Consider the following 23,582-nt stretch of genomic DNA (forward strand, 5'->3'; position numbering starts at 1 on the left):
CGTGCGGGACGTCCCTGTCCGGCTGTCCCGCACGTGCGGAACACCCGGACAGGGACACCCGGTCAGGGCAGGATCTCGATGTACCCGTCGGTCCCGTGCACACGGATCCGCTGCCCGTCCCTGATCAGCCGGGTCGCCCGCTCCACGCCCACGACGGCCGGCAGCCCGTACTCGCGGGCGATCACCGCGCCGTGGGTCATCAGGCCGCCCACCTCCGTCACCAGGCCCGCGATCCCCACGAACAGCGGCGACCAGCTGGGGTCCGTGAAGGTCGTGACCAGGATGTCGCCCGCTTCGAGATCGGCCTCGGCCATGTCGAGGACGACGCGGGCCCGTCCCTCGACGGTCCCGGCGGAGACCGGCAGACCGGCCAGGGCGCCGGCCGGCACGTCGTCGCGCCGGTACGAGCCGTTGAGGGCCTCACCGTCAGAGGTGAGCACCCGGGACGGTGTCAGCGCGTGGTACGAGCGGAACGCGTCCTTGCGCCGCTGGACGAGCCGGGCGTCCACCCGGTTCGCGCGCACGGCGTCGTTGAACTCCTGGAACGTGAGGTAGAAGACGTCCTCCCGCTCAGGGAGCACGCCCGCCCGCACGAGGCGCCCGGCCTCCGCCAGCAGGGCCCGCTTGTAGACGAAGCAGCGGCTGACGATGCCGTACTTCGGGTACTCCCGGTACCCGATGAAGGTTCTGACCCGGGCGATCATCCGCTCGGTCCCGTCGGCCTTCCGGTCCCCGTCCGGCAGGGCCCGCAAGCGGGACAGCACGTCCTGCTCCTTCTCCCGCGCCTTCTGCCGCCCCTGCTCGAAGCGTCGCTCTGCCGCGCCCGGCCCGAAGATCCTGACGTTGTCGAGGATCACCGGCACGAGCGTGCTGGGCCGCTCGCGCCAGCGCGGCCTGGTGATGTCGATCTCGCCGACGCAGCGCATCCCGTACCGGTCGAGGTAGGACTCGATGGCGTCGCGCGCCCCGGCCCCGCCCGCGAGCTTCGCCAGCTCGTCCAGGAAGCCGTCGTCCCCGGCGCGCTCGACGCCCCGGAGGAACGCCACCACCTCCGGATGCGGGCGGACCGCGTCCGCGACGTCGAGCAGCGCCAGCCCCATCTCCGAGGTGATGTTGCCGGGGGCGGACAGTGTGAGCGTGTCCGCCGCGTTCTTCTCGCCCAGCCACTCCAGCAGCCTGTCGTTGAGCCACCAGGTGGCCTCCATCCCCGCCATGATCGCCTGGAGGTTCAGCGGATCGCCGAGGACCCGCTTGTGCTCCGCGAAGGCTTCCCGCAGGAAGTCGAACAGCGCCGGTCCGGTCTTCGTCCGGATGTCGCGCTCCAGGGCGGCGACGGACGCCCGGCTGCGCTCGATCAGCTCGGTGACGATCGCCGGATCGGGCTCTGCCGGGGCGGACGCACCGGCGGCCGGCCGGCCGCCGGGAGCCGCGTCCGGGAGCGACGGGACGAAGTCGTCGCGGTCCAGGACGGTCTCCAGCGCGTCCCTGACCAGCGGATCGCCCCTCCCCATGACGTCCAGGAGGGCGGCCCGGCCCGCGGGTGAGACCAGGCGCCCGGTGACGTCGACGAACAGCCTCCCGCCCGCCTCGTGCATCGGCACCATGGCCGTCAGCTGCCACATGGACAGCCCCAGGGGCCTCATGGGGTCGGTCATCATCTGCTGATGGCCGACGGAGACGTAGACGTGGTTCTCCTGGCCACCGGTCCCGGAGGCGCTCCCGGGGGCGGTCTCCGTCTCGGGGACCGGGAACAGCGTGGTGATCGGGCGGCTCTGCACGATCTGGAAGCCGTCGTCGTCCAGGCACCATTCGATGTCCTGCGGGCTGCCGAAGTGCCCCTCGATCCGCCGCCCGAGCTCCACGAGCCGTACGGCCTGCGCATCCGTCAGCGCCGGCTGCTCCTGCCGCCGCGGGTCGACCGCCACCTCCCGCGTGCCGCCGCCCGGCAGCGCGTGCAGGGCACGCCGCTTGGCGGCGATCACCTTGTCGACGACCTCGCCGTGCCGCACCTTGAAGACGTCCGGGTTCACCAGGCCGGACACCATGGCCTCGCCGAGGCCGAAGCCGGCGTCCACGGTGGCGACCTTCCGGTTGCCCGTGACGGGGTCGGCCGTGAACAGGATGCCGGCGGCGTGCGGGAGGACCATCTGCTGCACGACCACGGCCATGTGGACCGTGCGGTGGTCGATGCCGTTGCGCCGGCGGTAGACCACGGCCCGCTCGGTGAACAGCGAGGCCCAGCACCGGCTGATGTGCCGGAGGACCGCCGCAGGCCCCACGACGTTCAGGTACGTGTCCTGCTGGCCGGCGAACGAGGCCGTCGGCAGGTCCTCCGCCGTGGCACTGGACCGGACGGCGCAGGCGGTCCCGTCGCCCAGCCCGCCGAGCGCGTGGGTGATCGCCGCCGCGAGGTCGTCCGGGACGGCGATCTCCTCGACGGTCCGGCGAATCCGCGCGCTGAGCGTGCGGACCGCCTCCCGGTCGTCCGGGTCCAGGCGGGACAGCCGGTCGAGCTGACCGTCGATCGACGGCGCCTGCGCCATGATCCGCCGGAAGGCGTCCGTCGTCACGCAGAAGCCACCCGGCACGCGGATGTCCTCGATCCGCGACAGCTCGCCCAGGTGCGCGGCCTTGCCGCCGACGGCCGCGATCCGCGTCCCGTCGATCTCTTGAAGATCCCGCACGTACTGCTCGGTCATCGCGGTACCCCCGCCCCCATAGGAAAGCCACAAGTTGTGGCACAGGCCGACGATTCTGCGCCGTTATGGGGGGCTTGCGGCAAGTCCCCCAGGGCGCTATAACTTAAAAAAGGCAAGGAGAGCGTTCCCTCCTTGCCTTTGTCGTTTCCCGCCCCGCCGGGTGGGAGGTGCCGTCCCGTCGCGCTCAGACGAACGCGAGCGCGTCCGGTCCGAGTGCCGGTACCAGTCCCTCGGCCGCGGCGCGGGTCAGCAGGCCGCGGATCGCCGCGTAGCCGTCCTCGCCGAGGTCGGCGGTGAACTCGTTCACGTACAGGCCGATGTGCTGGTCGGCGACGGACGGGTCCATCTCCTGGGCGTGCTCCAGCACGTAGGGGCGCGAGGCCAGCGGGTCGTCCCACGCCATCCGTACGGACGTGCGCACCGACTCGGCGAGCCGCTTCAGGGTGTCCGCGCCCAGCGAGCGCTTCGCGATGATCGCGCCGAGCGGGATCGGGAGGCCGGTCGTGTCCTCCCAGTGGCGGCCCATGTCGGCCAGGTTGTGCAGACCGTAGTTCTGGTACGTGAAGCGCGCCTCGTGGATGACGAGTCCGGCGTCGACCTTGCCGTCCCGCACCGCCGGCATGATCTCGTCGAACGGCATGACGACGATCTCCCCGACACCGCCAGGGACCGTCTCCGCGGCCCAGAGCCGGAACAGCAGGTAGGCGGTGGAGCGCTCGCTCGGTACGGCGACGGTCCGGCCCGTCAGGTCCGTGCCCGGTTCCCGGGTGAGGACCAGCGGCCCGCAGCCCCGCCCCAGCGCCCCGCCGCAGGGGAGCAGCGCGTACTCGTCGAGGACCCACGGCAGCACCGCGTAGGAGACCTTGAGGACGTCCAGCTCGCCGCGCTCGGCCATGCCGTTGGTGATGTCGATGTCCGCGAAGGTGACATCGAGGGCGGGCGCGTCGGGGACCCGGCCGTGCGCCCAGGCGTCGAAGACGAACGTGTCGTTCGGGCACGGCGAGAAGGCGATCCGCAGCGGGTCAGGAGTGGTCTCGGTCATGGTGGGTCGTCCAGCCTTCCAGTACGGGTATGAGCTTCCCGAACGCGTCGGTGAGCGCGGCCAGCGCGTCGCCGATGCGCCAGGCGTCGCGGTCGCGGGGGCCGACGGCGTTCGAGACGGCCCTGATCTCCAGGGCGGGCAGGCCGAGCCGGTCGGCCGCCTCCGCGACCCCGAACCCCTCCATGGCCTCGGCGACGGCACCGGGGTGCCCGGCGAGGAGGGCGGCGGCGCGCTCGGCGCTGCCGGTCACGGTGGAGACGGTGAGGATGTCGCCGGTCACCGCGCCGGTCGCGGCGGCCACCGCGCTGACCAGGGAGCCGGGCGGGAAGTGCCAGACCCGGCCGAAGCCGAGATCGGTGACGGGCACGAAGCCCGCGGGGGTCTCCGCGCCCAGGTCCGCCGCTCCGATGCGGCCGGCCACGACGAGCGAGCCGACCGGGGCGGCCCCGGCGAAGCCGCCGCCGATGCCCGCCGAGATCACCAGGTCATAGCGGTCGGAGGCCAGGGCGAACGCGGCGGAGGCCGCGGCGGAAGCCGGTCCCGCGCCGCCGGCGAGGACGTCGAAGGGGCCGGTGCGGTGGATCTCCGCGCCCGGCACCGGGCGTACCGACACCTCGGTGCCGTTCCCGAACGCACGCGTGACCGCGTCCCGTTCCACCGGGACAGCGGTCACGACGAGCACACGCACGGGGGAGCCTCCGAGGAAGCGACAGGAGGGAGGTGTGGGTCAGCTGGTCTTCTTGAGCTCGAAGTGCCAGATGCCCAGCAACTCCTTGCCCTTGGTCTCCACGATGCTGACCTGCGTCTTGTCCGCGGTGGCCTCGCCGGTCTGGCTGGCGAAGAAGGCGCTGCCCGGGATGGACCGGTAGGTCTTCTTGAACGGCTCCTGCTCGGCCTGCTGGCCGTTGATGAAGAGCGTCCAGCCGTTGTCCGAGACCGACGGGTCCACACCGAAGTGGACCTTGTCGTCCATGGCGACCTTGACGGTCTTGTCGGCCTTCTTGTTGAGGCAGCCCTTGATGTCGGCTTCCTTGAGGGCCTTGCCGTCGTTGTAGCAGGACGCCTCGGTGTTCACCGAGTTGTCGCCGACCGTCACGGTGGCGAGCGGCGTCGGCTTGTCGCAGGCGGAGAGGACAAGGAGTCCCGCGGACACGGCACCAAGAGCGACGCCGATTCGACGGCCCTTACCGGAGAAGAACGCAACGGTCATGGGCCGAAGGCTATCGGTCGCTCCGGCTCATGCCACGCGGGGGTGCGGCGAGCCGCGCCGCGCGGCGCCCAGCAGCCCCCGTACGGAGGCCGTCGCACCGAGCGCGAGGATGCCCGCGGCGACCGCCATGCCCAGTACGCCGTTGAGGGGGAGGGAGATCCCGATCGCGCCGCCGACCACCCACGCCATCTGGAGCAGTGTCTCGGAGCGTGCGAACGCGGACGTGCGCACCTCCTCCGGCACGTCGCGCTGGATCATCGCGTCGAGCGACAGCTTCGACAGGGCCTGGGTGAAGCCCGCCGTGGCCGCGAGCGCGGCGACCATGACCGTGCTGAAGAACGCCGAGGCCAGCACCGCGACACCGAGCGCCAGGCCCAGCACGGAGGCGATGATGATCTCAGGGCCGCGGGCCCTGAGCCAGGAGCCGACCGCCGTGCCCAGCGCGTTGCCCGTCCCGGCCGCCACGCCGACGATGCCGAGCGAGATCGCGGCGCTCCGGCCGGAGAGCGGCTGTTCGCGCAGCAGGAACGCCAGGAAGAAGATCAGGAAGCCGGAGAGCGCGCGGTGCGCGGCGTTGGCCTGGAGCCCGTGCAGGACGGACGGGCCGACCGACCGCAGCCCCGGCCGCTTCTCACCGTTCCTCTCCTTGGACCTGGCCGGCTTCTTCCCGGTGCCGGCCCCGGTCTCGGCACCGGGCGTGGCGGTCTTGCGGAGCGGGTCTGGCCGGACGGCGTCGTCCTCCTGCGGGTGCACGAGGTGTGCCTTGCGTTCGCCCTTCGCCGAGTCCACCTTGGGCGGCAGGGTGAACGCGAGGATCGCGCCGCCGACGAAGATCGCGCACGCCCCGTAGAGCGGCCACGGCGGACCGATCGTCTGGAGCCCCGCCCCGATCGGAGCAGCCGCGCCGGTGGCGAGGAGACCGGCGAGGGTGACCCGTGAGTTCGCCTTCACCAGGGAGAACCGGGGTGGCAGCAGCCGCGGTACGACGGCGCTGCGCACCACCCCGTACGCCTTCGAGCAGACCAGGACGCCCAGGGCCGCCGGGTACAGCTCCAGGCCGCCGGTGGCGACCGCGCCCGACATGGTGAGCGCCAGCACCGCACGGGCCAGCATGGAGCCCGCCATCGCGGCGCGGCGGCCGTGCGGCAGGCGGTCCAGGAGCGGGCCGATGACCGGGGCCAGGACGATGAACGGCGCCATGGTGACGGCGAGGTACAGCGCGACCCGGCCACGGGCCTGGTCCGTCGGTACGGAGAAGAACACCGTGGACGCCAGCGCGATCGTGATCATCACGTCACCCGCGCCGTTCACCGCGTGCAGCTCGATCAGCTTTCCGAGACCGGACTCACCCGCGCCGTGGGCGTGGGTCGCCTTCCGGATGCCCCGGGCGGTCCCGGTGAACGGGCTGCGCAGGGCATGGCCCACCGTCCGGCCCGTCCTGCGGAGCGGGCCGGATCCGTCGTGCGACCTGGCAGAAGCCACTTGGTCATACTGCCCCAGGACCGGTCCTCCCGAACCGGGACAGGCGCGGGACGCGGTGCCTTCCGCCCTGTCGGGTCAGCGATCGGGCAGGTCGCAGCGGGTGTCGGACCGGTGGAACCCGATGGCCGGAGCGCGCTCTTTACAGGGGACACGGCACCGGATACGGCGTCGTTTGGGACGGGCAGGTGGGCGGGAAGCGGCGGAGAGGGTAGCGTGCGTAGCGCGCCACCGGCGGTTGTTCTTGGCCGCGCGCCTCTCGGCGATCCCGCAGAATGGGTTGCAGAAGGTGCGCCCGAGGCAGGCACAACGGGTGTGGACGTCGACGCGGCCCCCAGGTCCGCTCCGCCCGCAACCGAATGGCTGAAATCGATGGATGTGCTGGCGCGCTCGTGAGACTGGCGTAGGAGAGAAGCGAGACCTGTGAGTGCTGCGACGACGAGAAGCCGTACGGCCCGTACCCCTGTTCCCGACCGTCTGTGTGCCGAGGCGGTAGACCTCGCGCGCGCGGCGGCCGAGGAGGCAGCCGCGCCAGGGGTCGTGGGTGAGCATGTGGACGTGGTCCCCGAGGGGGACCGGGTCGTCACGCACTACTTCGAGTGCAAGGACCCGGCCTACCGGGGCTGGCGCTGGGCGGTGACGGTCGCCAGGGCCTCCCGGGCGAAGAACGTCACGCTGGACGAAACGGTGCTGCTGCCGGGCGGCGACGCGCTGCTCGCGCCGGAGTGGGTGCCGTGGAGCGAGCGGCTGCGGCCGGGCGACATGGGGCCGGGCGATCTGCTGCCCACCGAGGCGGACGATCTGCGTCTGGAGCCGGGTTACACCGGCGACGACGAGCCGCCGCCCAACTCCCCGGTCTCCGGTGAGCTGGCCGACCTCGTCGAGTCGGAGGACGCGGAGCTGACGACGCGCCCGGAGCCCCCGCGCCGCGGTTCGATCGCGGCGGTCGCGGACGAGCTCGGGATGCGGCGTGCGCGGGTGCTGTCGCGGTACGGGCTGTACGCGGCGGCCGACCGCTGGGACGAGGGGTTCGGCGCGAAGACGCCGATGGCCCAGGCGGCTCCGGCCACCTGTGTGTCCTGTGCGTTCCTGGTGCCGCTGGCGGGTTCGCTGAAGCAGGCCTTCGGGGTGTGCGCGAACGAGTTCGGTCCGGCGGACGGGCACGTGGTGTCCCTGTCGTACGGCTGCGGCGGGCACTCGGAGGCCGCGGTGATGCCGAAGCCGCCGAAGCCGGCGCCGCACGCGCTGGACACGATGCAGGTGGACGAGTACCCGCTGCGTCCGGCGCGGGATTCCGGTTCGGTACCGGTGGAGCCGGACGCGCCGACGGAGGACCTCGGCCACTCGTAGGCGGTGGCCGGGCGGGGTTCCGGGGCGCGACCGGGGTGCGGGCTGCTCCGGCGTGCCGGTTCCGTCCCCGATCGCCGTACGGGCTCGAAGCGGTGTGCTCGCTCCGGGGCACAGCCCTGTCCTCAATCGCCGTACGGGCTTGATTTCTTTCGCCCGCCCCGCCCCCGGCCCGTCCGGTGTTCGAGGACGGCGCGGGCACGGGTCCGGACCCGGTAGCTTCGGGGCGCACACTTGGCGGCACGGGTAGGCGTCACCGGAAGAGGGAGTCACAGCGTGAGCATGAATGCGACCGAGGGGGCCGACCCATTCGGCACCGCACGGCTGCGGCGCCGCGTGCTCGACGCCTGGGGCGCCGGCCCCGCCCGCTTCCGTGAGGACGCCAACGCCGAGGAGGACCTCGCGCTCGGCGGCTACCGCGACCGCCTCGTCGTCGAGCTGGCCCAGAACGCCGCCGACGCCGCCGCCCGTGCCCGGGTGCCCGGCCGGCTCCGGCTCACCCTGCACCCGGCGACCGACGACGCCCCCGCCGTCCTGGCCGCCGCGAACACCGGCGCGCCGCTGGACGCCACCGGGGTGGAGTCGCTGTCCACCCTGCGCGCCTCCGCCAAGCGGGAGGGGCACGACTCCGCCGTGGGCAGGTTCGGCGTCGGGTTCGCCGCCGTGCTCGCGGTGAGCGACGAACCCGCCGTCATCGGCCGGCACGGCGGGGTGCGCTGGTCCCTCGCCGAGGCCCGCGACCTCGCCGGGGCAGCCGCCGTAGGCAGCCCCGGACTGGGCGACGAGCTGCGCCGCCGCGACGGCCACGTGCCCCTGCTGCGGCTCCCGCTGCCCGCGGAGGGCACCGCCCCGGACGGCTACGACACCGTCGTCGTCCTGCCGCTGCGCGACGGCACCGCGCAGGACCTGGTCGGCCGGCTGCTCGGGGCCGTCGACGACGCGCTGCTGCTCACCCTGAGCGGACTCGACGAGGTCGTCATCGAGACCCCGGACACCGTACGGACGTTGACCCGGTCGCAGCACGGCCCGTACACCCACGTCGCCGACTCCGCGCACGGGACGAACCGCTGGCGCACCGTCTCCCGGCACGGCCCCGTCGAGCCCGCCCTGCTCGCCGACCGCCCGCTGGAGGAACGGCTGCGCCCGCACTGGTCGGTGACCTGGGCCGTCCCGGTGGACGCGGAGGGCGCCCCGGTGCACCCCCGTACCGCCCCCGTCGTGCACGCGCCGACGCCCACCGACGAACCGCTCGGCGTACCCGCGCTGCTCATCGCGTCGCTGCCGCTGGACACCACCCGCCGCCACCCCGCGCCCGGCCCGCTCACCGACTTCCTGGTGCAGCGCGCGGCCGACGCGTACGCCGAACTGCTCGCCGACTGGCAGCCGGTGTCCGTCGCCACCATCGCTCTGGTGCCCGGACCGCTCGGTAAGGGCGTGCTGGACGGCGCGCTGCGCGGCGCGATCCTGGAACGGCTGCCGCGCGTCGCGTTCCTGGAGCCCGCCGCCCCGCGCGACCCCGCCGCAGAGCCCGACCGGTGGGACAGCTGGGACGCCGCGGCCGACGACGGCCGCAAGGCCACCACCGCCCTGCGGCCCATCGAGGCCGAGGTGCTGGAGGGGGTCGGCGCGGAGACGGTCGCCGTGCTGGCCGAGGTGCTGCCCTGTCTGCTGCCCGCGGGCCTGGAGCGCCGGGCCGAGCTCCGTACGCTCGGCGTCGCCCGGGTGCCGCTGACCGAGGCGATCGACCGGCTCGCCGGACTGGAGCGCGCCCCGGGCTGGTGGCGGCGGCTGTACGACAGCCTGGCCGGCGTCGACCCGGACCGGCTCTCCGGGCTGCCGGTGCCGCTCGCCGGGACGACGTCCCAGGGCTCTGACCCGCAGGCCCCGGCCGTCCCCCGCACCACCATCGGCCCCCGGCAGATCCTGCTCCCGTTCCCCGACGCGCTGACCGGGCCGGTCCTGGAACGGCTCGCCCGGCTCGGGCTGAAGGTCGCCCACCCGGACGCCGCGCACCCGCTCCTGGAGAAGCTGGGCGCCCTGCCCGCCACCCCGCACGCCGTGCTGACGACCCCGCAGGTGCGGGCCGCCGTCGCCGGTTCGCTGGACGCGGGCGAGATCTGGGACGAGGACGCGCTCGACGGCGACGAACTGGTGGAGACCGTCCTCACCCTGGTCAGGGACGCCGACCTGGCGCCCGGCGACGAGCCCTGGCTCGGTGCGCTCGCGCTGCCCGACGAAGACGGCGAGCCCGCTCCGGCCGGTGAACTCGTGCTGCCCGGAAGCCCGTTCGCCGCGATCATGCGCGAGGGCGAACTCGCCCTGTGCGACGAGGAGCTGGCCGCCCGCTGGGGCGAACAGCCGCTCACCGCCTGCGGGGTGCTGGCCACGTTCGCCCTGGTGCGGGCCACCGATGTGGTCCTGGATCCGGACGAACTGGAGCCCCGCGACGGCGACTTCGCCGAATCGGACGACGCCGGGCTGCTCGACGCCGTCGACGTGTGGTGCGAGGACATCCTCGACCAGCTCCCGGACACCCCGGTGCCGCCGGTCGCCACCGAACTCGTCGCCGTCCGCGACCTCGACCTGGTCGACGACGACGCCTGGCCCCAGGCGCTCGCGCTCCTCGCCCGGCCGCCGCTGCGCGACGCGCTGACCCAGCCGGTACGGGTGCTGCTCCCGGACGGCACGACGCAGTCGGTGCGCCCGTACACCGCCTGGTGGCTGCGCGACCACCCGGTGCTGGACGGCCGCCGCCCGGCGGGCCTGCGCGCCGACGGTGGCGATTCCCGGCTGGCGGGCCTGTACGACTCCGCCGACGCGACCGGCTTCGACGACGCCCAGGTGCTGCGCGCCCTCGGGGTCCGGACCTCGGTCGCCGCCCTGCTGGACGAGCCCGGCGGTGCGGCCGAGCTCCTCGGCCGGCTCGCGGACGAGGACCGCCCGGTCGGTCCCGTACAACTGCACTCCCTGTACACGGCCCTGGCCGAGCTGGACCCGGAGCAGGTCACGCTGCCGGACGAGCTGCGGGCCGTGGTCGACGGCGAGGTGCGGGTCGTGGACGCGGCGGACGCGGTGATCGCGGACGCCCCCGACCTGCTGCCGCTGACCGCGGGGCTGCCGCTCCTGCCGGTCGCCCCGGCGAACGCGGCGGAGCTGGCCGAGCTGTTCCAGGTGCGGCGGCTAGGCGAGAGCGTCGAGGCGGAGGTCACGAGCGAGGGCGAGGAGCACCGGGTCCCGGAGTCCGTCCGCATCCTGCTCGGCGCGGGCACCCCGGACACGTATGTCGAGCACGGCGAACTGCGCGCGGGCGGCGTCGAGCTGGACTGGCGCCGCACCCCGGACGGCATCGTGCACGCCGCGACCCTGGAGGGCGTCGCGGCGGGTCTGGCCTGGGCGGCGGGTCAGTGGCCGCGCCGCTTCGAGGTCGCGGCCCTGCTGGAGGACCCGTCACGCACCGAGGAGCTGGCCCGGGACCGCTGGTTCGACTGAGCGCGGGCCGCTCCGGTCCCGTCCGGTCCGGAGGCGGCAGCGGTGCGGGACGGCCTGGGCCACCGAGTCCCAGCACGTGGCCGCTCCGGCCGTTTCGGCATCCGCAAGAAATCCTCAAGTCCCACACAACCCTTCACGGTTGGTGATCGTCTTGTCTGTGAGGCCACCAGGCTTCACCGACGATCTTGGGTCCGCGCTCCACCAGATGCGGCGGACCCCCTTCTCCACCTTGGGGAACGAAACATGCGTACTCGTGCCACCGTTGCCACCGTGACCGGCGCCCTGGCCCTTTCCGCCCTCGTCCTTCCTTCGGCCGCCCAGGCCGACGGCGCGCACGGTCCGGCCGGCTCGGCCGCCGCCGTCGCGCGCGCGGCCCAGTCCGCCGCCGCCGGGCAGTCCGCCGCGAAGACCGGCGCGCGCTCGGCCGCGCCCGCGGCCGCGTCCGAGCCCGGCGAGATGGACCTCACCTTCTCCAAGCTCGTCGTCAACGGCGGCAAGCCGATCGTCGTGGGGACCACGTACACGAAGCGGGTGGCGACCACCTTCACCGTGACGCACGCCGCCGACGTGAACATCTTCGCCTCGGACTTCCTGCTCGACGTCAACCTCTACCGCGGTTCGTACGACTCCCCGTCGAACGAGCTGTACAGCGATGACTTCCCCGTCTGCAAGAAGGTGTCCACCAAGGTCGCCACCTGCAAGGGCAACATCACCGTCACGCCCGAATACGACCTGCTCGGCAACGCCGACGCCACGAAGTGGAAGGCGATGGGCTTCGCCGTCGACTTCCGGGGCGAGGACCCGGAGAACCCCGACTTCAGCAAGATGGGCTTCGCGCTTCAGGACAAGCTGGGCAACGCCACGGTCCAGCGCGCGTCGAAGCAGTCCGTCAAGACCTCCGCGAAGTCGGTGAAGAAGGGCAAGACCCTCACGTTCACCGGATGGCTGTCGCGGGCCAACTTCGACGACCTGAAGTACCACGGCTACACCGCCCAGCCGGTGAAGCTCCAGTTCCGCAAGAAGGGCAGCAGCACCTACACCACGGTGAAGACCGTGAAGACGAACAACAAGGGTGACCTGAAGACCACGGCCAAGGTCTCGGCCAACGGCTACTGGCGCTACAGCTTCGCCGGTACGTCCACCACCCCGGCCGCCACCGCGACGGGTTCCTACGTCAGCGTGAAGTAGCCCGCACGCCCGGCAACTGCCGGCTGGGGCCGCCGCTTCCCCGCTACACCGGGAAGCGGCGGCTCACCAGGCGCCAGGCGTACTCCAGGGCGGCGGAGGCGATCACGGCGACGCCCACCGCCGTCCACGGCATCTGCGCACCCACCAGCTTCAGCGCGAAGAAGTTCTGGAGCCACGGCACCACGAGCACCACCAGGAACGCCAGGCCCATCGCCGCCACCAGGCAGATCCGCCACCAGGTGTAGGGGCGGGCGATGATCGCCAGGACCCACATCGAGACCAGGAACAGCGTGAGTGTGGCCGCGCTGGTCTCCGCGTCCAGCGAGCCGGGGCCGGTGTAGTGGTGCCGGGCGAGCAGGTACGTCACGAAGGTGGCGACGGCCGCGATGGTGCCGGACGGGATCGCGTACCGCATGACGCGGCGCACGAAGTGGGGGTGCGCGCGCTCCTTGTTGGGGGCCAGGGCGAGGAAGAACGCCGGGATGCCGATCGTCAGCGTCGACAGCAGCGTCAGGTGCCGCGGCAGGAACGGGTACTCGACCTGGAAGCAGACCACCAGGACGGCCAGCAGCACCGAGTAGACGGTCTTCGTCAGGAACAGGGTCGCGACCCGGGTGATGTTGCCGATGACCCGGCGGCCCTCGGCGACGACGGACGGCAGCGTCGCGAAGCTGTTGTTGAGCAGCACGATCTGGGCGACGGCCCTGGTCGCCTCGGAGCCGGAGCCCATCGAGACGCCGATGTCGGCGTCCTTGAGGGCCAGGACGTCATTGACCCCGTCGCCCGTCATCGCGACGGTGTGGCCGCGGGACTGGAGGGCGGCGACCATCTCCCGCTTCTGCTGCGGGGTGACGCGGCCGAAGACCGTGTTCTCCTCCATGGCCGTGGCCATCTCGTCCGGGTCGGTGGGCAGCCGGCGCGCGTCCAGGGTGTGTTCGGCGCCCGGCAGCCCGAGCTTCGCGGCGACGGCGCCGACCGAGACGGCGTTGTCGCCGGAGATCACCTTCGTGGCGACCCGCTGGTCGGCGAAGTAGGCGAGCGTCTCCCGGGCGTCGGGCCGCAGCCGCTGCTCCAGCACGATCAGCGCGCACGGTTCGGCCCCGGTCGCGGTCGCGGGGTCGTCGAGCGGGCCCTGCGCACGGGCCAGCAGCAGGACCCGCAGGCCCTGCTGGTTGAGCTGTTCGATCTCGGCGAGCGCCGGGTCGTCCTCGGACAGCAGTACGTCGGGGGCGCCGAGCAGCCAGCCGGAGGCCCGCCCGCCGTCCTCGTCGAAGGCGGCGCCGCTGTACTTGCGGGCCGAGGAGAAGGGCAGCGCCTGGGTGACGGCCCAGGCCTCGCCGTCCGGGACCGGGTAGGCGTCGATGATCGCCTGGAGGCTGGCGTTGGGCCGCGGGTCGGAGGCGCCGAAGGCGGCCAGTACGCGGCGCAGGTACGGCTCGTCCGTGCCGTTCAGCGCGCGGACCTCGGTGACGTCCATGCCGCCCTCGGTGAGGGTGCCGGTCTTGTCCAGGCAGACGATGTCGACCCGGGCCAGGCCCTCGATGGCGGGGAGCTCCTGGACCAGGCACTGCTTGCGGCCCAGCCGTACGACGCCGATCGCGAAGGCGACCGAGGTGAGCAGGACCAGGCCCTCCGGGATCATCGGGACGATGCCGCCGACGGTCCGGGCGACGGAGTCCTTGAAGTTGTGGTCCTTCACCACCAGCTGGCTGAGGATCAGACCGATGGCGGTCGGGATCATCATCCAGGTGACGTACTTGAGGATGGTGGAGATGCCGGTGCGCAGCTCGGACTGGACGAGCGTGAAGCGGGAGGCCTCCTCGGCGAGCTGCGCGGCGTAGGCCTCGCGGCCGACCTTGGTCGCGGCGAAGGCCCCGCCGCCCGCGACGACGAAGCTGCCGGACATGACCGGGTCGCCGGCGTGCTTGAGCACCGGGTCGGCCTCGCCGGTGAGCAGTGATTCGTCGATCTCCAGGCTGTCGGCCTCCGCGACGGTGCCGTCGACGACGACCTTGTCGCCGGGGCCGAGTTCGACGAGGTCGCCCAGGACGATCTCTGAGGTGGAGATCTCGGCTGCGATCCCGTCCCGTCGCACGGTGGGTTTCGCCTCGCCGATGACCGCGAGGCTGTCCAGGGTCTTCTTGGCCCGCCACTCCTGCACGATGCCGATACCGGTGTTGGCGATGATCACGAAGCCGAAGAGGCTGTCCTGGATCGGCGCGACGAACAGCATGATCACCCAGAGCACGCCGATGATCAGGTTGAACCGGGTGAAGACGTTGGCGCGGACGATCTCGCGCACGGACCGCGAGGAGCGGACCGGGACGTCGTTGATCTCGCCGCGGGCGATCCGCTCGGCGACCTCGGCCGCGGTCAGCCCGCGACCGCCGCCCGGAGCCGGGAGCTCGACCGGGTGCACCGGATCGAGCTCGGTACCGGCGTCGATCATCACCGGCCGGTCGGTGCCGGAAGGTACGGAGGATCTGTTCGGCTCATCCCCGGAGGGGTCGAGTGCCCGCTGAGTCATGGTTCAGACGGTACGGGTGCAACGTCCGGTTCACCCACCGGGTGGTCCGAAGATCAGACCGGGGGAGGACGGGAATCGTCCCGTGGTGGTACGGCGCGCGGAGTGGCCTGTGACCTGCGGCAGTGGCGCCGGGCCGTGAGGTGTGATCCCGGTCCGCGTCAGGCGGTGGTGCCGGAGGTGTCCCCGGAGCCGCCCTGCGGGACGGCGGCCGCCGCGGCGGCCCGCTTGAGCGCCGCGTCGCGTCCTCGTACGTACCAGATGCCGATCAGGCCGAGGCCCGCACCGGCCAGACACGTCCACACCCACCACAGGTGCCCGTGGTCGTCGAACCAGCCGTAGAACGGGAGCTGGACGAGGAAGAGGACGAACCAGAGGATCGTGCCGCCGGTGATGGTCGCGACGACGGGCCCCTCCAGGGGCTCGGGTGCCTCGTGCTTCGGTGTCCACTTCGCCATGCGGTCAGTGTATGCGGCGCGTGCACAAAGGCCGCCCGACCAGTCGGCCCAAGGGTCTACGCGCGGAGATAGCGATCTTCGCCTTATGTATTCATACTGAATCTGCTTACGGCTGTCTCGAATTATTCGTGTGAAAGTCCAAAGCTGACCAGTTTTAGTCCTCTTTTAGTCCCCTCTACGTATGACTGAGGTCCTCCATGCCCCCCTCGGCCACCGCTCCGGTCGATTCCGAACAGCCCCCGGCTCCCCAGCCTTCCGGCGGCCTGGACCGTTACTTCAAGATCTCCGAGCGGGGGTCGTCGGTCGCCCGTGAGATCCGTGGCGGATTCGCCACCTTCTTCGCGATGGCGTACATCATCGTGCTGAACCCGATCATCCTGGGCAGCGCGAAGGACATGTACGGGCACCAGCTCGACGGCGGCCAGCTGGTCACCGCGACCGTGCTGGTCGCGGCCTTCTCCACGCTCCTCATGGGCGTCATCGGCAACGTGCCGATCGCCCTGGCCGCGGGCCTCGGCGTCAACACGGTCGTCGCCCTCCAGCTCGCCCCGCGGATGAGCTGGCCCGACGCGATGGGCATGGTCGTCCTCGCGGGCATCGTGGTCATGCTGCTGGTCGCGACCGGGCTGCGGGAACGCGTGATGAACGCCGTACCGACCTCGCTCCGCAAGGGCATCGCGATCGGCATCGGCCTCTTCATCCTGCTGATCGGCCTGGTCGACTCGGGCTTCGTCTCCCGCATCCCGGACGCCGCGCACACCACCGTCCCGCTCCAGCTCGGCAACGACGGCCACCTCAACGGCTGGCCGGTCCTGGTCTTCGTGCTGGGCGCGCTGCTCACCCTCGCGCTGATCGTCCGCAAGGTGCCGGGCGCGATCCTGATCTCCATCGTCACGATGACGGTGGTCGCGCTGATCATCGACGCGATCGCGGACCTGCCGGGCGAGGCCTGGGGCCTGACCGTCCCGCAGTGGCCGGGCAATCCGGTCGCCACCCCGGACTTCGGGCTGATCGGCGAGGTCAGCCTGTTCGGCGGCTTCGGCAAGGTCGGGGTGCTCACCGGCATCCTGTTCGTCTTCACCGTGCTGCTGTCCTGCTTCTTCGACGCGATGGGCACCATCCTCGGCGTCGGCGACGAGGCCAAGCTGATGGACAAGGACGGCAACTTCCCCGGCATCAACAAGGTGCTGTTCGTCGACGGCATCGCGGTCGCCGCGGGCGGCGCGGGCTCCGCCTCCGCAGGCACCTGCTTCGTGGAGTCCACGGCGGGTGTCGGCGAGGGGGCCCGCACCGGCTTCGCGAGCATCGTCACGGGTCTGCTGTTCACCGCGGCGCTGTTCCTGACACCGCTGGCGACGATGGTCCCCTCGCAGGCGGCCACTCCGGCCCTGCTGGCGGTGGGCTTCCTGATCATCGCGGGCTCGGTGCGGGACATCGACTGGAGCGACTACACGCTCTCGATGCCGGCCTTCCTCGCCATGGTGATGATGCCGTTCACGTACTCGATCACCAACGGCATCGGCATCGGCTTCATCGCGTTCTGCGTACTGCGGCTGGCCGCCGGGCGCGGGCGCTCGGTGCCGGTGGCCATGTACGCGGTGTCGGCGGTCTTCGTCTTCTACTACGCGATGCCGGCGCTCGGCCTCACGTGATCCCTCGCGGGGGGCGCGGCCGGCGGGGTCAGGTGACCTCTTCGGCCGCGACGCCCTCCGCCTCCGCCCCGTAGAACTTCTCTGTCTCGTCGACGGCCGCCTGGAAGCGCTCGTCGAAGTCATCGCGAATGAGCGTCCGGACCACATAGTCCTGGACGCTCATTCCGCGTCTGGCGGCGTGCTGCTTGAGCCGGTCGAGCAGCTCACCGTCTATCCGCAGGCTGAGCACTGTCGATCCCATGCCATGCAGGGTTACGTCCTCCGGGCCCGACACGCGTGACTTTCCGGAACGGACTCACTCGTTTGGGTGATCGATTGGTGATTCGGCTCTCGCGCGTGTACCACCGAGTGGTCTTTAGGGTAGGTAATGAGTTACGCTAACAAACATGCCTGACCTGATCCACGACAGCGACAGTGCCGCCGCCGTGAGCTCCCTTCGTTCCGCCGTCATGCTGCTCGGCCGGCGCCTCAAGCACCAGCGCGTCGACGAGTCGCTGAGCCCCACCGAGATGTCGGTGCTCGGCACCCTCGCGCGTTGCGGTTCGGCCACTCCCGGCGAGCTGGCCCGCAAGGAGCATGTGCAGCCGCCGTCGATGACCCGCATCGTCGCGCTGCTGGAAGCCAAGGGACTTGTCAGACTGGAACCGCACCCCGATGACCGTCGTCAGAAGATGGTCAGCCAGACCGAGCAGGCCGAGGCCATGCTCGCCGAGAGCCGCTCCAAGCGGAACGCCTGGCTGACCACCCTCGCCGAAGGCCTGGACGAGGACGAGTGGGAGACGCTGCGCAACGCGGCGCCCGTGCTGGAGAAGCTCGCCCACCTGTAGCGGAGCGGGCCGCGCCGCACCACAGCCGGCGCACCGCCCCACCGCCGCATCCCCGTCAGCCCGCGCAATGTCCACGCCCGAGGAGGCGAACCCTTTTGAGTACGGGATCCGGAGCAGACTCCGCCCCCGCACCGACTTCCACCCACGAGAGCAAGCCCGGCGGGACCTTCTCGTCGCTGAAGATCCGTAACTACCGCCTGTTCGCCACGGGCGCCGTGATCTCCAACACCGGTACCTGGATGTCCCGCATCACGCAGGACTGGCTCGTTCTGAGCCTCACCGGGTCCGCTGCCGCCGTCGGCATCACCACGGCACTCCAGTTCCTCCCCATGCTGCTCTTCGGCCTGTACGGCGGCGTCATCGCCGACCGCCTGCCCAAGCGCAAGCTCCTCCTCTTCAGCCAGGCCGCGCTCGGCCTGTGCGGTGTCGCCCTCGCCGTGCTCACCCTCTCCGGTGTGGTCCAGGTGTGGCACGTCTACCTGATCGCCTTCCTGCTCGGCATGGTCACGGTCGTGGACAACCCGGCCCGCCAGTCGTTCGTCTCCGAGATGGTCGGCCCCGCCCAGCTGCGGAACGCGGTCAGCCTGAACTCGGCGAACTTCCAGTCCGCCCGGCTCATCGGCCCCGCCGTCGCGGGTGTGCTGATCACCTCGGTCGGCAGCGGCTGGGCCTTCATGTTCAACGGCCTGTCGTTCCTCGCGCCGCTCGTCGGCCTGATGATGATGCGCACGAGCGAGCTGCACAAGGCCGTCGTCGTGCCGCGCGCGAAGGGGCAGCTCCGCGAGGGGCTGCGTTACGTCTCCGGCCGGCCGGAGCTGATCTGGCCGATCGTCCTCGTCGGCTTCGTCGGCACGTTCGGATTCAACTTCCCGATCTGGCTGACGGCCTTCGCCGACGAGGTCTTCGACGGCGGCGCCGGGATGTACTCGTTCTTCAACATCCTGATGGCGGCCGGTTCCCTCGCGGGCGCCCTCCTCGCCGCCCGCCGCCGCTCCTCGCGGCTGCGGATGCTGGTGGCCGCGGGTACGTTGTTCGGCCTGCTGGAGATCGTCGCCTCCATGTCGCCGTCCGTCTGGCTGTTCTCGATCCTGCTCGTCCCGATCGGCATGATCGGTCTGACGACCAACATCAGCGCGAACACCAGCGTCCAGATGGCGGCCGACCCGGCCATGCGCGGCCGGGTGATGAGCCTGTACATGATGGTCTTCGCCGGTGGCACGCCGGTGGGCGCCCCGATCGTCGGCTGGATCAGCGATGTGTACGGCGTCCGGACCGGCATGGCGGTCGGCGGGGCGTTCTCGCTGGTGGCCGCGCTCGGCGTCGGCTTCATGCTGGCCCGCGTCGGCGGCCTGCGCCTCAAGGTCGACCTGCGCCCCGGCCACCCGCATGTGCGCTTCGTCCCACGCGAGCAGCTGGCCACGGCGGCCTGAGAGCCGCCCGACCCCACGATCACGGCCCCGACCGGGTATCCGGTACGGGGCCGTATCGCTTTTCGGCGCGGGCCTGGCCGCCGGGGTGGCGGGGTGGGCGGTTACGCTCGTCGGGTGGACCCCAAGACAAGAAACCGCATTATGGCGGCCGTGCTCGTGCTGATGTTCGTCGTCGTCGCAGCGGCGGCCGCCCTCGGCTGACCTGCCTGCCGGGGGCGGCCGCACGCGGGCCCGTTCCTACCAGGCGAAGTTCTCCGGCGAGGGACCCGGACCGGGGAAGATCTCGTCCAGGGCCGCCAGCACCTCGTCCGACAGCTCCAGCTCCACCGCCCGCAGCGCGGAGTCGAGCTGCTCGCGCGTACGCGGGCCCGAGATCGGGCCGGTGACGCCGGGCCGGGTCAGCAGCCAGGCCAGACCGGCCTCGCCGGGCTCCAGCCCGTGCTTCCCCAGCAGGTCCTCGTACGCCTGGATCTGCGCCCTCACCTTGGGGTCGGCGAGTGCCTCGCCGGAGCGGCCCGAGGTGGAGCGGGCGCCGCCGCCCTCGCGCTCCTTGCGGAGTGCCCCGCCGAGCAGCCCGCCGTGCAGCGGCGACCACGGGATGACTCCGAGGCCGTACTCCTGGGCGGCCGGGATGACCTCCATCTCGGCCCCCCGCTGCATCAGGTTGTAGATGCACTGCTCGCTGACCAGTCCGTAGCTGCCGCGCTGCCTGGCGACCTCGTTGGCCTGCGCGATCTTGTAGCCCGCGAAGTTGGACGAACCCGCGTAGAGGATCTTGCCCTGCTGGATCAGTACGTCGATGGCCTGCCAGATCTCCTCGACCGGGGTGGACCGGTCGACGTGGTGGAACTGGTAGAGGTCGATGTGGTCCGTCTGCAGCCGCTTCAGGCTGGCGTCCACGGCCCGGCGGATGTTGAACGCGGACAGTTTGTCGTGGTTGGGCCAGGCCTCGCTGCCGGCGGCCATGTTGCCGTAGACCTTGGTGGCGAGGACGACCTTGTCGCGGCGGTCGCCGCCCTGGGCGAACCAGGTGCCGAGGATCTCCTCGGTGCGGCCCTTGTTCTCGCCCCAGCCGTAGACGTTCGCGGTGTCGAAGAAGTTGACACCCGCGTCCAGGGCGGCGTCCATGAGTGCGTGGCTGTCGCTCTCGTTGGTCTCTGGGCCGAAGTTCATCGTCCCCAGAACGAGGCGGCTGACTTTGAGTCCGGTGCGTCCGAGCTGCGTGTACTTCATGGGTCAACCCAACGCCTTGGAGTCCGCTCGAAGCAAGGGCGGAGTTCCGCGGCGCGGCGCTCTCACCCGGTCCGCCGAACCGGGCCCGCTACCGGTCCGCGAACCGGTCCAGCGCCGCCAGCACCGCGCGGCTCGTCGCCGCGCCGCCGAGATGGCCCGCGTCGTCGATCACGGTCAGCTCCGCGTCCGGCCACGCCTTCGCCAGCTCCCACGCGGTGATCAGCGGGCCGCCCAGGTCGAAGCGCCCGTGCACCAGCACGCCCGGGATTCCCGCCAGCCGCCCGGCGTCCCGGATCAGCTGCCCCTCCTCCAGCCAGGCGCCGTGCGAGAAGTAGTGCGCGCAGATCCGCACCAGTGCCTGCCGCGCCCGTGCGGGCCGGCCGCTGTACGGCGGCGGTCCGGTGTACGCCTCCTGGGAGAGCACCGCGTCCTCCCACGCGCACCAGTCGGCCGTCGCCCGCGCCCGTACCTCCGGGTCGGGGCTCTCGGTCCGCCGGGCGTACGCGGCGAGCACGTCCGGGGTCGCGTCGCTCGCGGCCTCCGGGACCCCGGCCCGGAACAGTTCCCGCGCCTCGGGGAAGATCTGCCCGGCGGCCCGGTACAGCCAGTCGATCTCGGAGCGGCGGGTCGTGGTGACGGCCGGGATCACGATCTCGCTGACCCGCTCCGGGTACCGCTCGGCGTACGCGAGGATCAGCGTCGAGCCCCAGGAACCCCCGTACAGCAGCCAGGTGTCGATGCCCAGCCGGACGCGCAGCCGCTCCATGTCGGCGATCAGCCGGTCCGTCGTGTTGAACCGCATGTCGGTGGCCGGGTCGCTCGCGTGCGGGGTGGAGCGGCCGCAGCCCCGCTGGTCGAAGAGGATCACCCGGTAGCGGTCCGGGTCGAAGTACTGCCGGGGCCGCTCCGTGCACCCCGAGCCCGGTCCGCCGTGCACGACGAGGGCGGCTTTGCCGGCCGGGTTGCCGCACGCCTCCCAGTACACGAGGTTGCCCTCGCCGACGTCGAGCATCCCCTGCTCGTACGGCTCGACCGGCGGGTACTTCTCGTCCGGGCTGCGTTCCACGGCGGTGTCTCCTCGGCTCGGTGGCGTGCGACATGGGTATCTGAGCGGGACGGCAAGAAGGAAACCACCGATTGGCTTGACCTGCGCGGGATTATCGGGCCGGGGCGGAATTCGGGGAGTCGGACAAATTCCGGGACCTGATCGGGGGAAGGGTCCTCAGGGCCGGCCGGGTTCGTCCTCGGGTTCGTCCTCGGGTGCGCAGGCGGTGCGGGGAGGGGCTGGTGACGGTGATTCAGCCCTTCACGGGCACGTGGCGGGACGAACCCGGGCCTGCCCGAGGCGTTGGACGCCGAGATCACCGCGAAGACGGCGGCCACCTCGACGACGTTCCGGAAAGGCGGGAGATTCGGCAGGCAGGAGATTCGGCAGGGGGTGGCCCCAGCCGGCCTGATCCGGCGCCGCGTCCGGCGGCGTAGCGTGGGAGCCGTGAACGCGACTCCCGAGGTACTGGCCGTACTCGACGACCTGCTCGCCGCCGCAGCCCCCGACGCCCGCGGCGCGCTCTGGCAACTGGACCGGCAGGGAAGGGAGTTGGACGCCAACCTGGTGCGCCTTCCGCCGGGCGCGGAGGTCGGTGAGCACCAGGAGGACGTACTCGACGTGCTCCTGGTCGTGCTCGCGGGCGGCGGCCGCCTCATCCCGGCGGGTGGTGGCGCGCCCCTGGAGCTGACCCCGACGACGGTCACCTGGCTGCCCCGCACCTCCCGGCGCGCGGTGACCGCGGGGCCGGACGGCCTCGCCTACCTCACGGTCCACCGCCGCCGTCCCGGCCTCACCATCGAACCGGCGGCGTTCGCGCGGGAGGGCGGCGAGGCGCCGTGCTCGCTGGACCGGGTGTGCCCGGAGTGTGGCCGCATGTCCCGGGAGCCGGTGCCGAAGTACTGCGCCGAGTGCGGGGAGCGGTTCCCGGAGCGCTGAGCGTCCGGGCCGGCCGGCGCCGGGGCCCCGCGGCGGCCGCGTGTCCGTCAGCCGAGGGTGATATCGGCGAGGGGCCGTGACTCGACGGCGTCCAGCGCGGCCAGTGTGTCGTCGTCGAGCGCGACCGTTCCGGTGGCGACGTTCGCCTCCAGGTGGCCGGTGTCCGCGGTGCCCGGGATGAGCAGCGTGTTCGGCGCGTGGTGGAGCAGCCAGGCGAGGCCGACCTGCGCGGGGGTGTGGCCGAGGGACTTCGCGGCGGCGGTGACGGCCGGTTCGGCGGTCACCTTCGGCAGCCCGGGGAAGGCGCCGCCGAGCGGGAAGAACGGCACCCAGGCGATCTGTTCCTCGGCGCAGAGCCGCAGCATCTCCTCGTCGCCGCGCGTGACCAGGCTGTAGAGATTCTGGACGCAGACGATCCCGGCGGGCAGCGCCCGGCGCACCCCGTCCAGCGTGACGGCGCTCAGCCCGATGGCGCCGATCTTGCCCTCGTCCCGCAGCGCGGTCATCACGGCGAGCTGGTCGTCGAGGTCGACCACCTGGTCGCCCTCGGCGTGCAGGCCCGGCCCGGTGTCCAGACGGCGCAGGTTCACCACGGGGATGCAGTCGAGGCCGAGGGATTCGAGGTTGTCCTCGACGCCGGCCCGCAGTTGCTCGGGCCGCTGGGCGGGGCGCAGCGGAATGGCGGCGCCCGGGTCGGGGTCGGCGCCGACCTTGCTGACGATCACGACGCCGTCCTCGGGGCGGAAGGCGTCGCGGATGAGCCCGTTGACGAAGCCGTCACCGTAGAACTGGGCGGTGTCGACGTGGTCGACGCCGAGCTCGACCACGCGGCGCAGGAGTGCGATGGCCGCGTCGCGGTCGTCGCGCAGGCGTTCCAGTTGCATCGCGCCGAAGCCGATGCGGGAAACGGTGAGGTCCCCGAGCGTTCCGGCGCCTCCGGCGCGCGGGGCGCCGGTGGCCGTGAGCTGAGGGGAGGGGGAGCTGTTCGCAGGCATGGGAGATTCCGTCCTCATGAGAAGA

General features: G+C 71.9%; 18 protein-coding genes. 7 read left to right on the forward strand and 11 right to left on the reverse strand.

The window, feature by feature from the left end:
- Positions 1-62: 62 nt before the first annotated feature.
- The 5 genes from rph to ACIO3R_RS17155 all read right to left on the reverse strand — a co-directional run bounded on the left by rph (position 63) and on the right by ACIO3R_RS17155 (position 6,433).
- Positions 63-2,699, reverse strand: a complete 2,637-nt coding sequence (gene rph, locus ACIO3R_RS17135; protein ID WP_402106394.1) for a rifamycin-inactivating phosphotransferase — start codon at positions 2,697-2,699, stop codon at positions 63-65.
- 184 nt (positions 2,700-2,883) lie between these two features.
- Positions 2,884-3,741 carry a 1,4-dihydroxy-6-naphthoate synthase gene (locus ACIO3R_RS17140; protein ID WP_402106396.1) on the reverse strand — a complete coding sequence of 286 codons (858 nt, stop codon included), beginning with the start codon at positions 3,739-3,741 and terminating at the stop codon, positions 2,884-2,886.
- A complete protein-coding gene (locus ACIO3R_RS17145; protein WP_402106397.1) occupies positions 3,722-4,429 on the reverse strand; it encodes a futalosine hydrolase in 708 nt (235 codons plus the stop codon). The genes ACIO3R_RS17140 and ACIO3R_RS17145 overlap by 20 nt, the downstream gene beginning before the upstream one ends.
- 39 nt (positions 4,430-4,468) lie before the next feature.
- Positions 4,469-4,951 (reverse strand): DUF2771 domain-containing protein, encoded by a 483-nt coding sequence (locus ACIO3R_RS17150; protein ID WP_385036228.1) that lies wholly within the window; start codon positions 4,949-4,951, stop codon positions 4,469-4,471.
- Positions 4,952-4,978: 27 nt separating this feature from the next.
- Complete coding sequence (locus ACIO3R_RS17155; RefSeq protein WP_402106398.1) at positions 4,979-6,433, reverse strand: MFS transporter; 1,455 nt, start codon at positions 6,431-6,433, stop codon at positions 4,979-4,981.
- Between the two features lie 420 nt (positions 6,434-6,853).
- Here ACIO3R_RS17155 and ACIO3R_RS17160 point away from each other — a divergent pair, with 420 nt between their 5' ends.
- From ACIO3R_RS17160 to ACIO3R_RS17170, 3 genes are all read left to right on the forward strand, one after another.
- Positions 6,854-7,780, forward strand: coding sequence for a DUF3027 domain-containing protein (locus tag ACIO3R_RS17160; protein WP_385036226.1), 927 nt, complete (start codon positions 6,854-6,856; stop codon positions 7,778-7,780).
- A 279-nt stretch (positions 7,781-8,059) separates the two neighbouring features.
- A complete protein-coding gene (locus ACIO3R_RS17165) occupies positions 8,060-11,266 on the forward strand; it encodes a sacsin N-terminal ATP-binding-like domain-containing protein (RefSeq protein ID WP_402106616.1) in 3,207 nt (1,068 codons plus the stop codon).
- A gap of 243 nt (positions 11,267-11,509) precedes the next feature.
- A complete protein-coding gene (locus ACIO3R_RS17170) occupies positions 11,510-12,454 on the forward strand; it encodes a hypothetical protein (protein ID WP_402106400.1) in 945 nt (314 codons plus the stop codon).
- Between the two features lie 43 nt (positions 12,455-12,497).
- On the opposite strand, the gene ACIO3R_RS17175 is transcribed toward ACIO3R_RS17170, so the two are convergent.
- A complete protein-coding gene (locus ACIO3R_RS17175; protein WP_402106403.1) occupies positions 12,498-14,981 on the reverse strand; it encodes an HAD-IC family P-type ATPase in 2,484 nt (827 codons plus the stop codon).
- A 158-nt stretch (positions 14,982-15,139) separates the two neighbouring features.
- Positions 15,140-15,436, reverse strand: a complete 297-nt coding sequence (locus tag ACIO3R_RS17180; protein WP_402106405.1) for a DUF2530 domain-containing protein — start codon at positions 15,434-15,436, stop codon at positions 15,140-15,142.
- 197 nt (positions 15,437-15,633) lie between these two features.
- Between ACIO3R_RS17180 and ACIO3R_RS17185 the strand changes: the two genes are divergently transcribed.
- Positions 15,634-17,088, forward strand: coding sequence for an NCS2 family permease (locus ACIO3R_RS17185; RefSeq protein WP_385036222.1), 1,455 nt, complete (start codon positions 15,634-15,636; stop codon positions 17,086-17,088).
- A 28-nt stretch (positions 17,089-17,116) separates the two neighbouring features.
- Here the strand turns inward: ACIO3R_RS17185 and ACIO3R_RS17190 are convergent, their stop codons facing one another.
- A complete protein-coding gene (locus ACIO3R_RS17190) occupies positions 17,117-17,329 on the reverse strand; it encodes a hypothetical protein (RefSeq protein WP_385036221.1) in 213 nt (70 codons plus the stop codon).
- Positions 17,330-17,474: 145 nt separating this feature from the next.
- On the opposite strand from ACIO3R_RS17190, the gene ACIO3R_RS17195 reads away from it, so the two are divergent.
- Together ACIO3R_RS17195 and ACIO3R_RS17200 are read left to right on the forward strand one after the other, a co-directional pair.
- Positions 17,475-17,915: a MarR family winged helix-turn-helix transcriptional regulator gene (locus ACIO3R_RS17195; RefSeq protein WP_219573152.1), complete on the forward strand. Its 441-nt coding sequence runs from the start codon at positions 17,475-17,477 to the stop codon at positions 17,913-17,915.
- 95 nt (positions 17,916-18,010) lie between these two features.
- The gene (locus ACIO3R_RS17200) at positions 18,011-19,345 is read left to right on the forward strand and encodes an MFS transporter (protein WP_385036220.1); all 1,335 of its coding nucleotides are present in this window, start codon (positions 18,011-18,013) and stop codon (positions 19,343-19,345) included.
- Between the two features lie 237 nt (positions 19,346-19,582).
- Here the strand turns inward: ACIO3R_RS17200 and ACIO3R_RS17205 are convergent, their stop codons facing one another.
- Positions 19,583-20,578 (reverse strand): aldo/keto reductase, encoded by a 996-nt coding sequence (locus ACIO3R_RS17205; RefSeq protein WP_385036219.1) that lies wholly within the window; start codon positions 20,576-20,578, stop codon positions 19,583-19,585.
- Between the two features lie 88 nt (positions 20,579-20,666).
- Positions 20,667-21,644: a prolyl aminopeptidase gene (gene pip, locus ACIO3R_RS17210; protein WP_402106409.1), complete on the reverse strand. Its 978-nt coding sequence runs from the start codon at positions 21,642-21,644 to the stop codon at positions 20,667-20,669.
- 426 nt (positions 21,645-22,070) lie between these two features.
- Between pip and ACIO3R_RS17215 the strand changes: the two genes are divergently transcribed.
- A complete protein-coding gene (locus ACIO3R_RS17215) occupies positions 22,071-22,562 on the forward strand; it encodes a hypothetical protein (RefSeq protein WP_385036217.1) in 492 nt (163 codons plus the stop codon).
- 47 nt (positions 22,563-22,609) lie between these two features.
- Here the strand turns inward: ACIO3R_RS17215 and ACIO3R_RS17220 are convergent, their stop codons facing one another.
- A complete protein-coding gene (locus ACIO3R_RS17220) occupies positions 22,610-23,557 on the reverse strand; it encodes an aldo/keto reductase (RefSeq protein WP_402106412.1) in 948 nt (315 codons plus the stop codon).
- Positions 23,558-23,582 lie beyond the last annotated feature (25 nt).

The organism is Streptomyces sp. NPDC087428 (genome assembly GCF_044744085.1).
Lineage (GTDB): Bacteria > Actinomycetota > Actinomycetes > Streptomycetales > Streptomycetaceae > Streptomyces.

Bases quoted from the DNA above. Each gene is read 5' to 3' on its own strand.
- rph (WP_402106394.1), bottom strand. From the start codon at position 2,699: ATGACCGAGCAGTACGTGCGGGATCTTCAAGAGATCGACGGGACGCGG.
- ACIO3R_RS17140 (WP_402106396.1), bottom strand. From the start codon at position 3,741: ATGACCGAGACCACTCCTGACCCGCTGCGGATCGCCTTCTCGCCGTGC.
- ACIO3R_RS17150 (WP_385036228.1), bottom strand. From the start codon at position 4,951: ATGACCGTTGCGTTCTTCTCCGGTAAGGGCCGTCGAATCGGCGTCGCT.
- ACIO3R_RS17165 (WP_402106616.1), top strand. From the start codon at position 8,060: ATGAATGCGACCGAGGGGGCCGACCCATTCGGCACCGCACGGCTGCGG.
- ACIO3R_RS17170 (WP_402106400.1), top strand. From the start codon at position 11,510: ATGCGTACTCGTGCCACCGTTGCCACCGTGACCGGCGCCCTGGCCCTT.
- ACIO3R_RS17175 (WP_402106403.1), bottom strand. From the start codon at position 14,981: ATGACTCAGCGGGCACTCGACCCCTCCGGGGATGAGCCGAACAGATCC.
- ACIO3R_RS17180 (WP_402106405.1), bottom strand. From the start codon at position 15,436: ATGGCGAAGTGGACACCGAAGCACGAGGCACCCGAGCCCCTGGAGGGG.
- ACIO3R_RS17185 (WP_385036222.1), top strand. From the start codon at position 15,634: ATGCCCCCCTCGGCCACCGCTCCGGTCGATTCCGAACAGCCCCCGGCT.
- ACIO3R_RS17190 (WP_385036221.1), bottom strand. From the start codon at position 17,329: ATGGGATCGACAGTGCTCAGCCTGCGGATAGACGGTGAGCTGCTCGAC.
- ACIO3R_RS17195 (WP_219573152.1), top strand. From the start codon at position 17,475: ATGCCTGACCTGATCCACGACAGCGACAGTGCCGCCGCCGTGAGCTCC.
- ACIO3R_RS17205 (WP_385036219.1), bottom strand. From the start codon at position 20,578: ATGAAGTACACGCAGCTCGGACGCACCGGACTCAAAGTCAGCCGCCTC.
- ACIO3R_RS17220 (WP_402106412.1), bottom strand. From the start codon at position 23,557: ATGCCTGCGAACAGCTCCCCCTCCCCTCAGCTCACGGCCACCGGCGCC.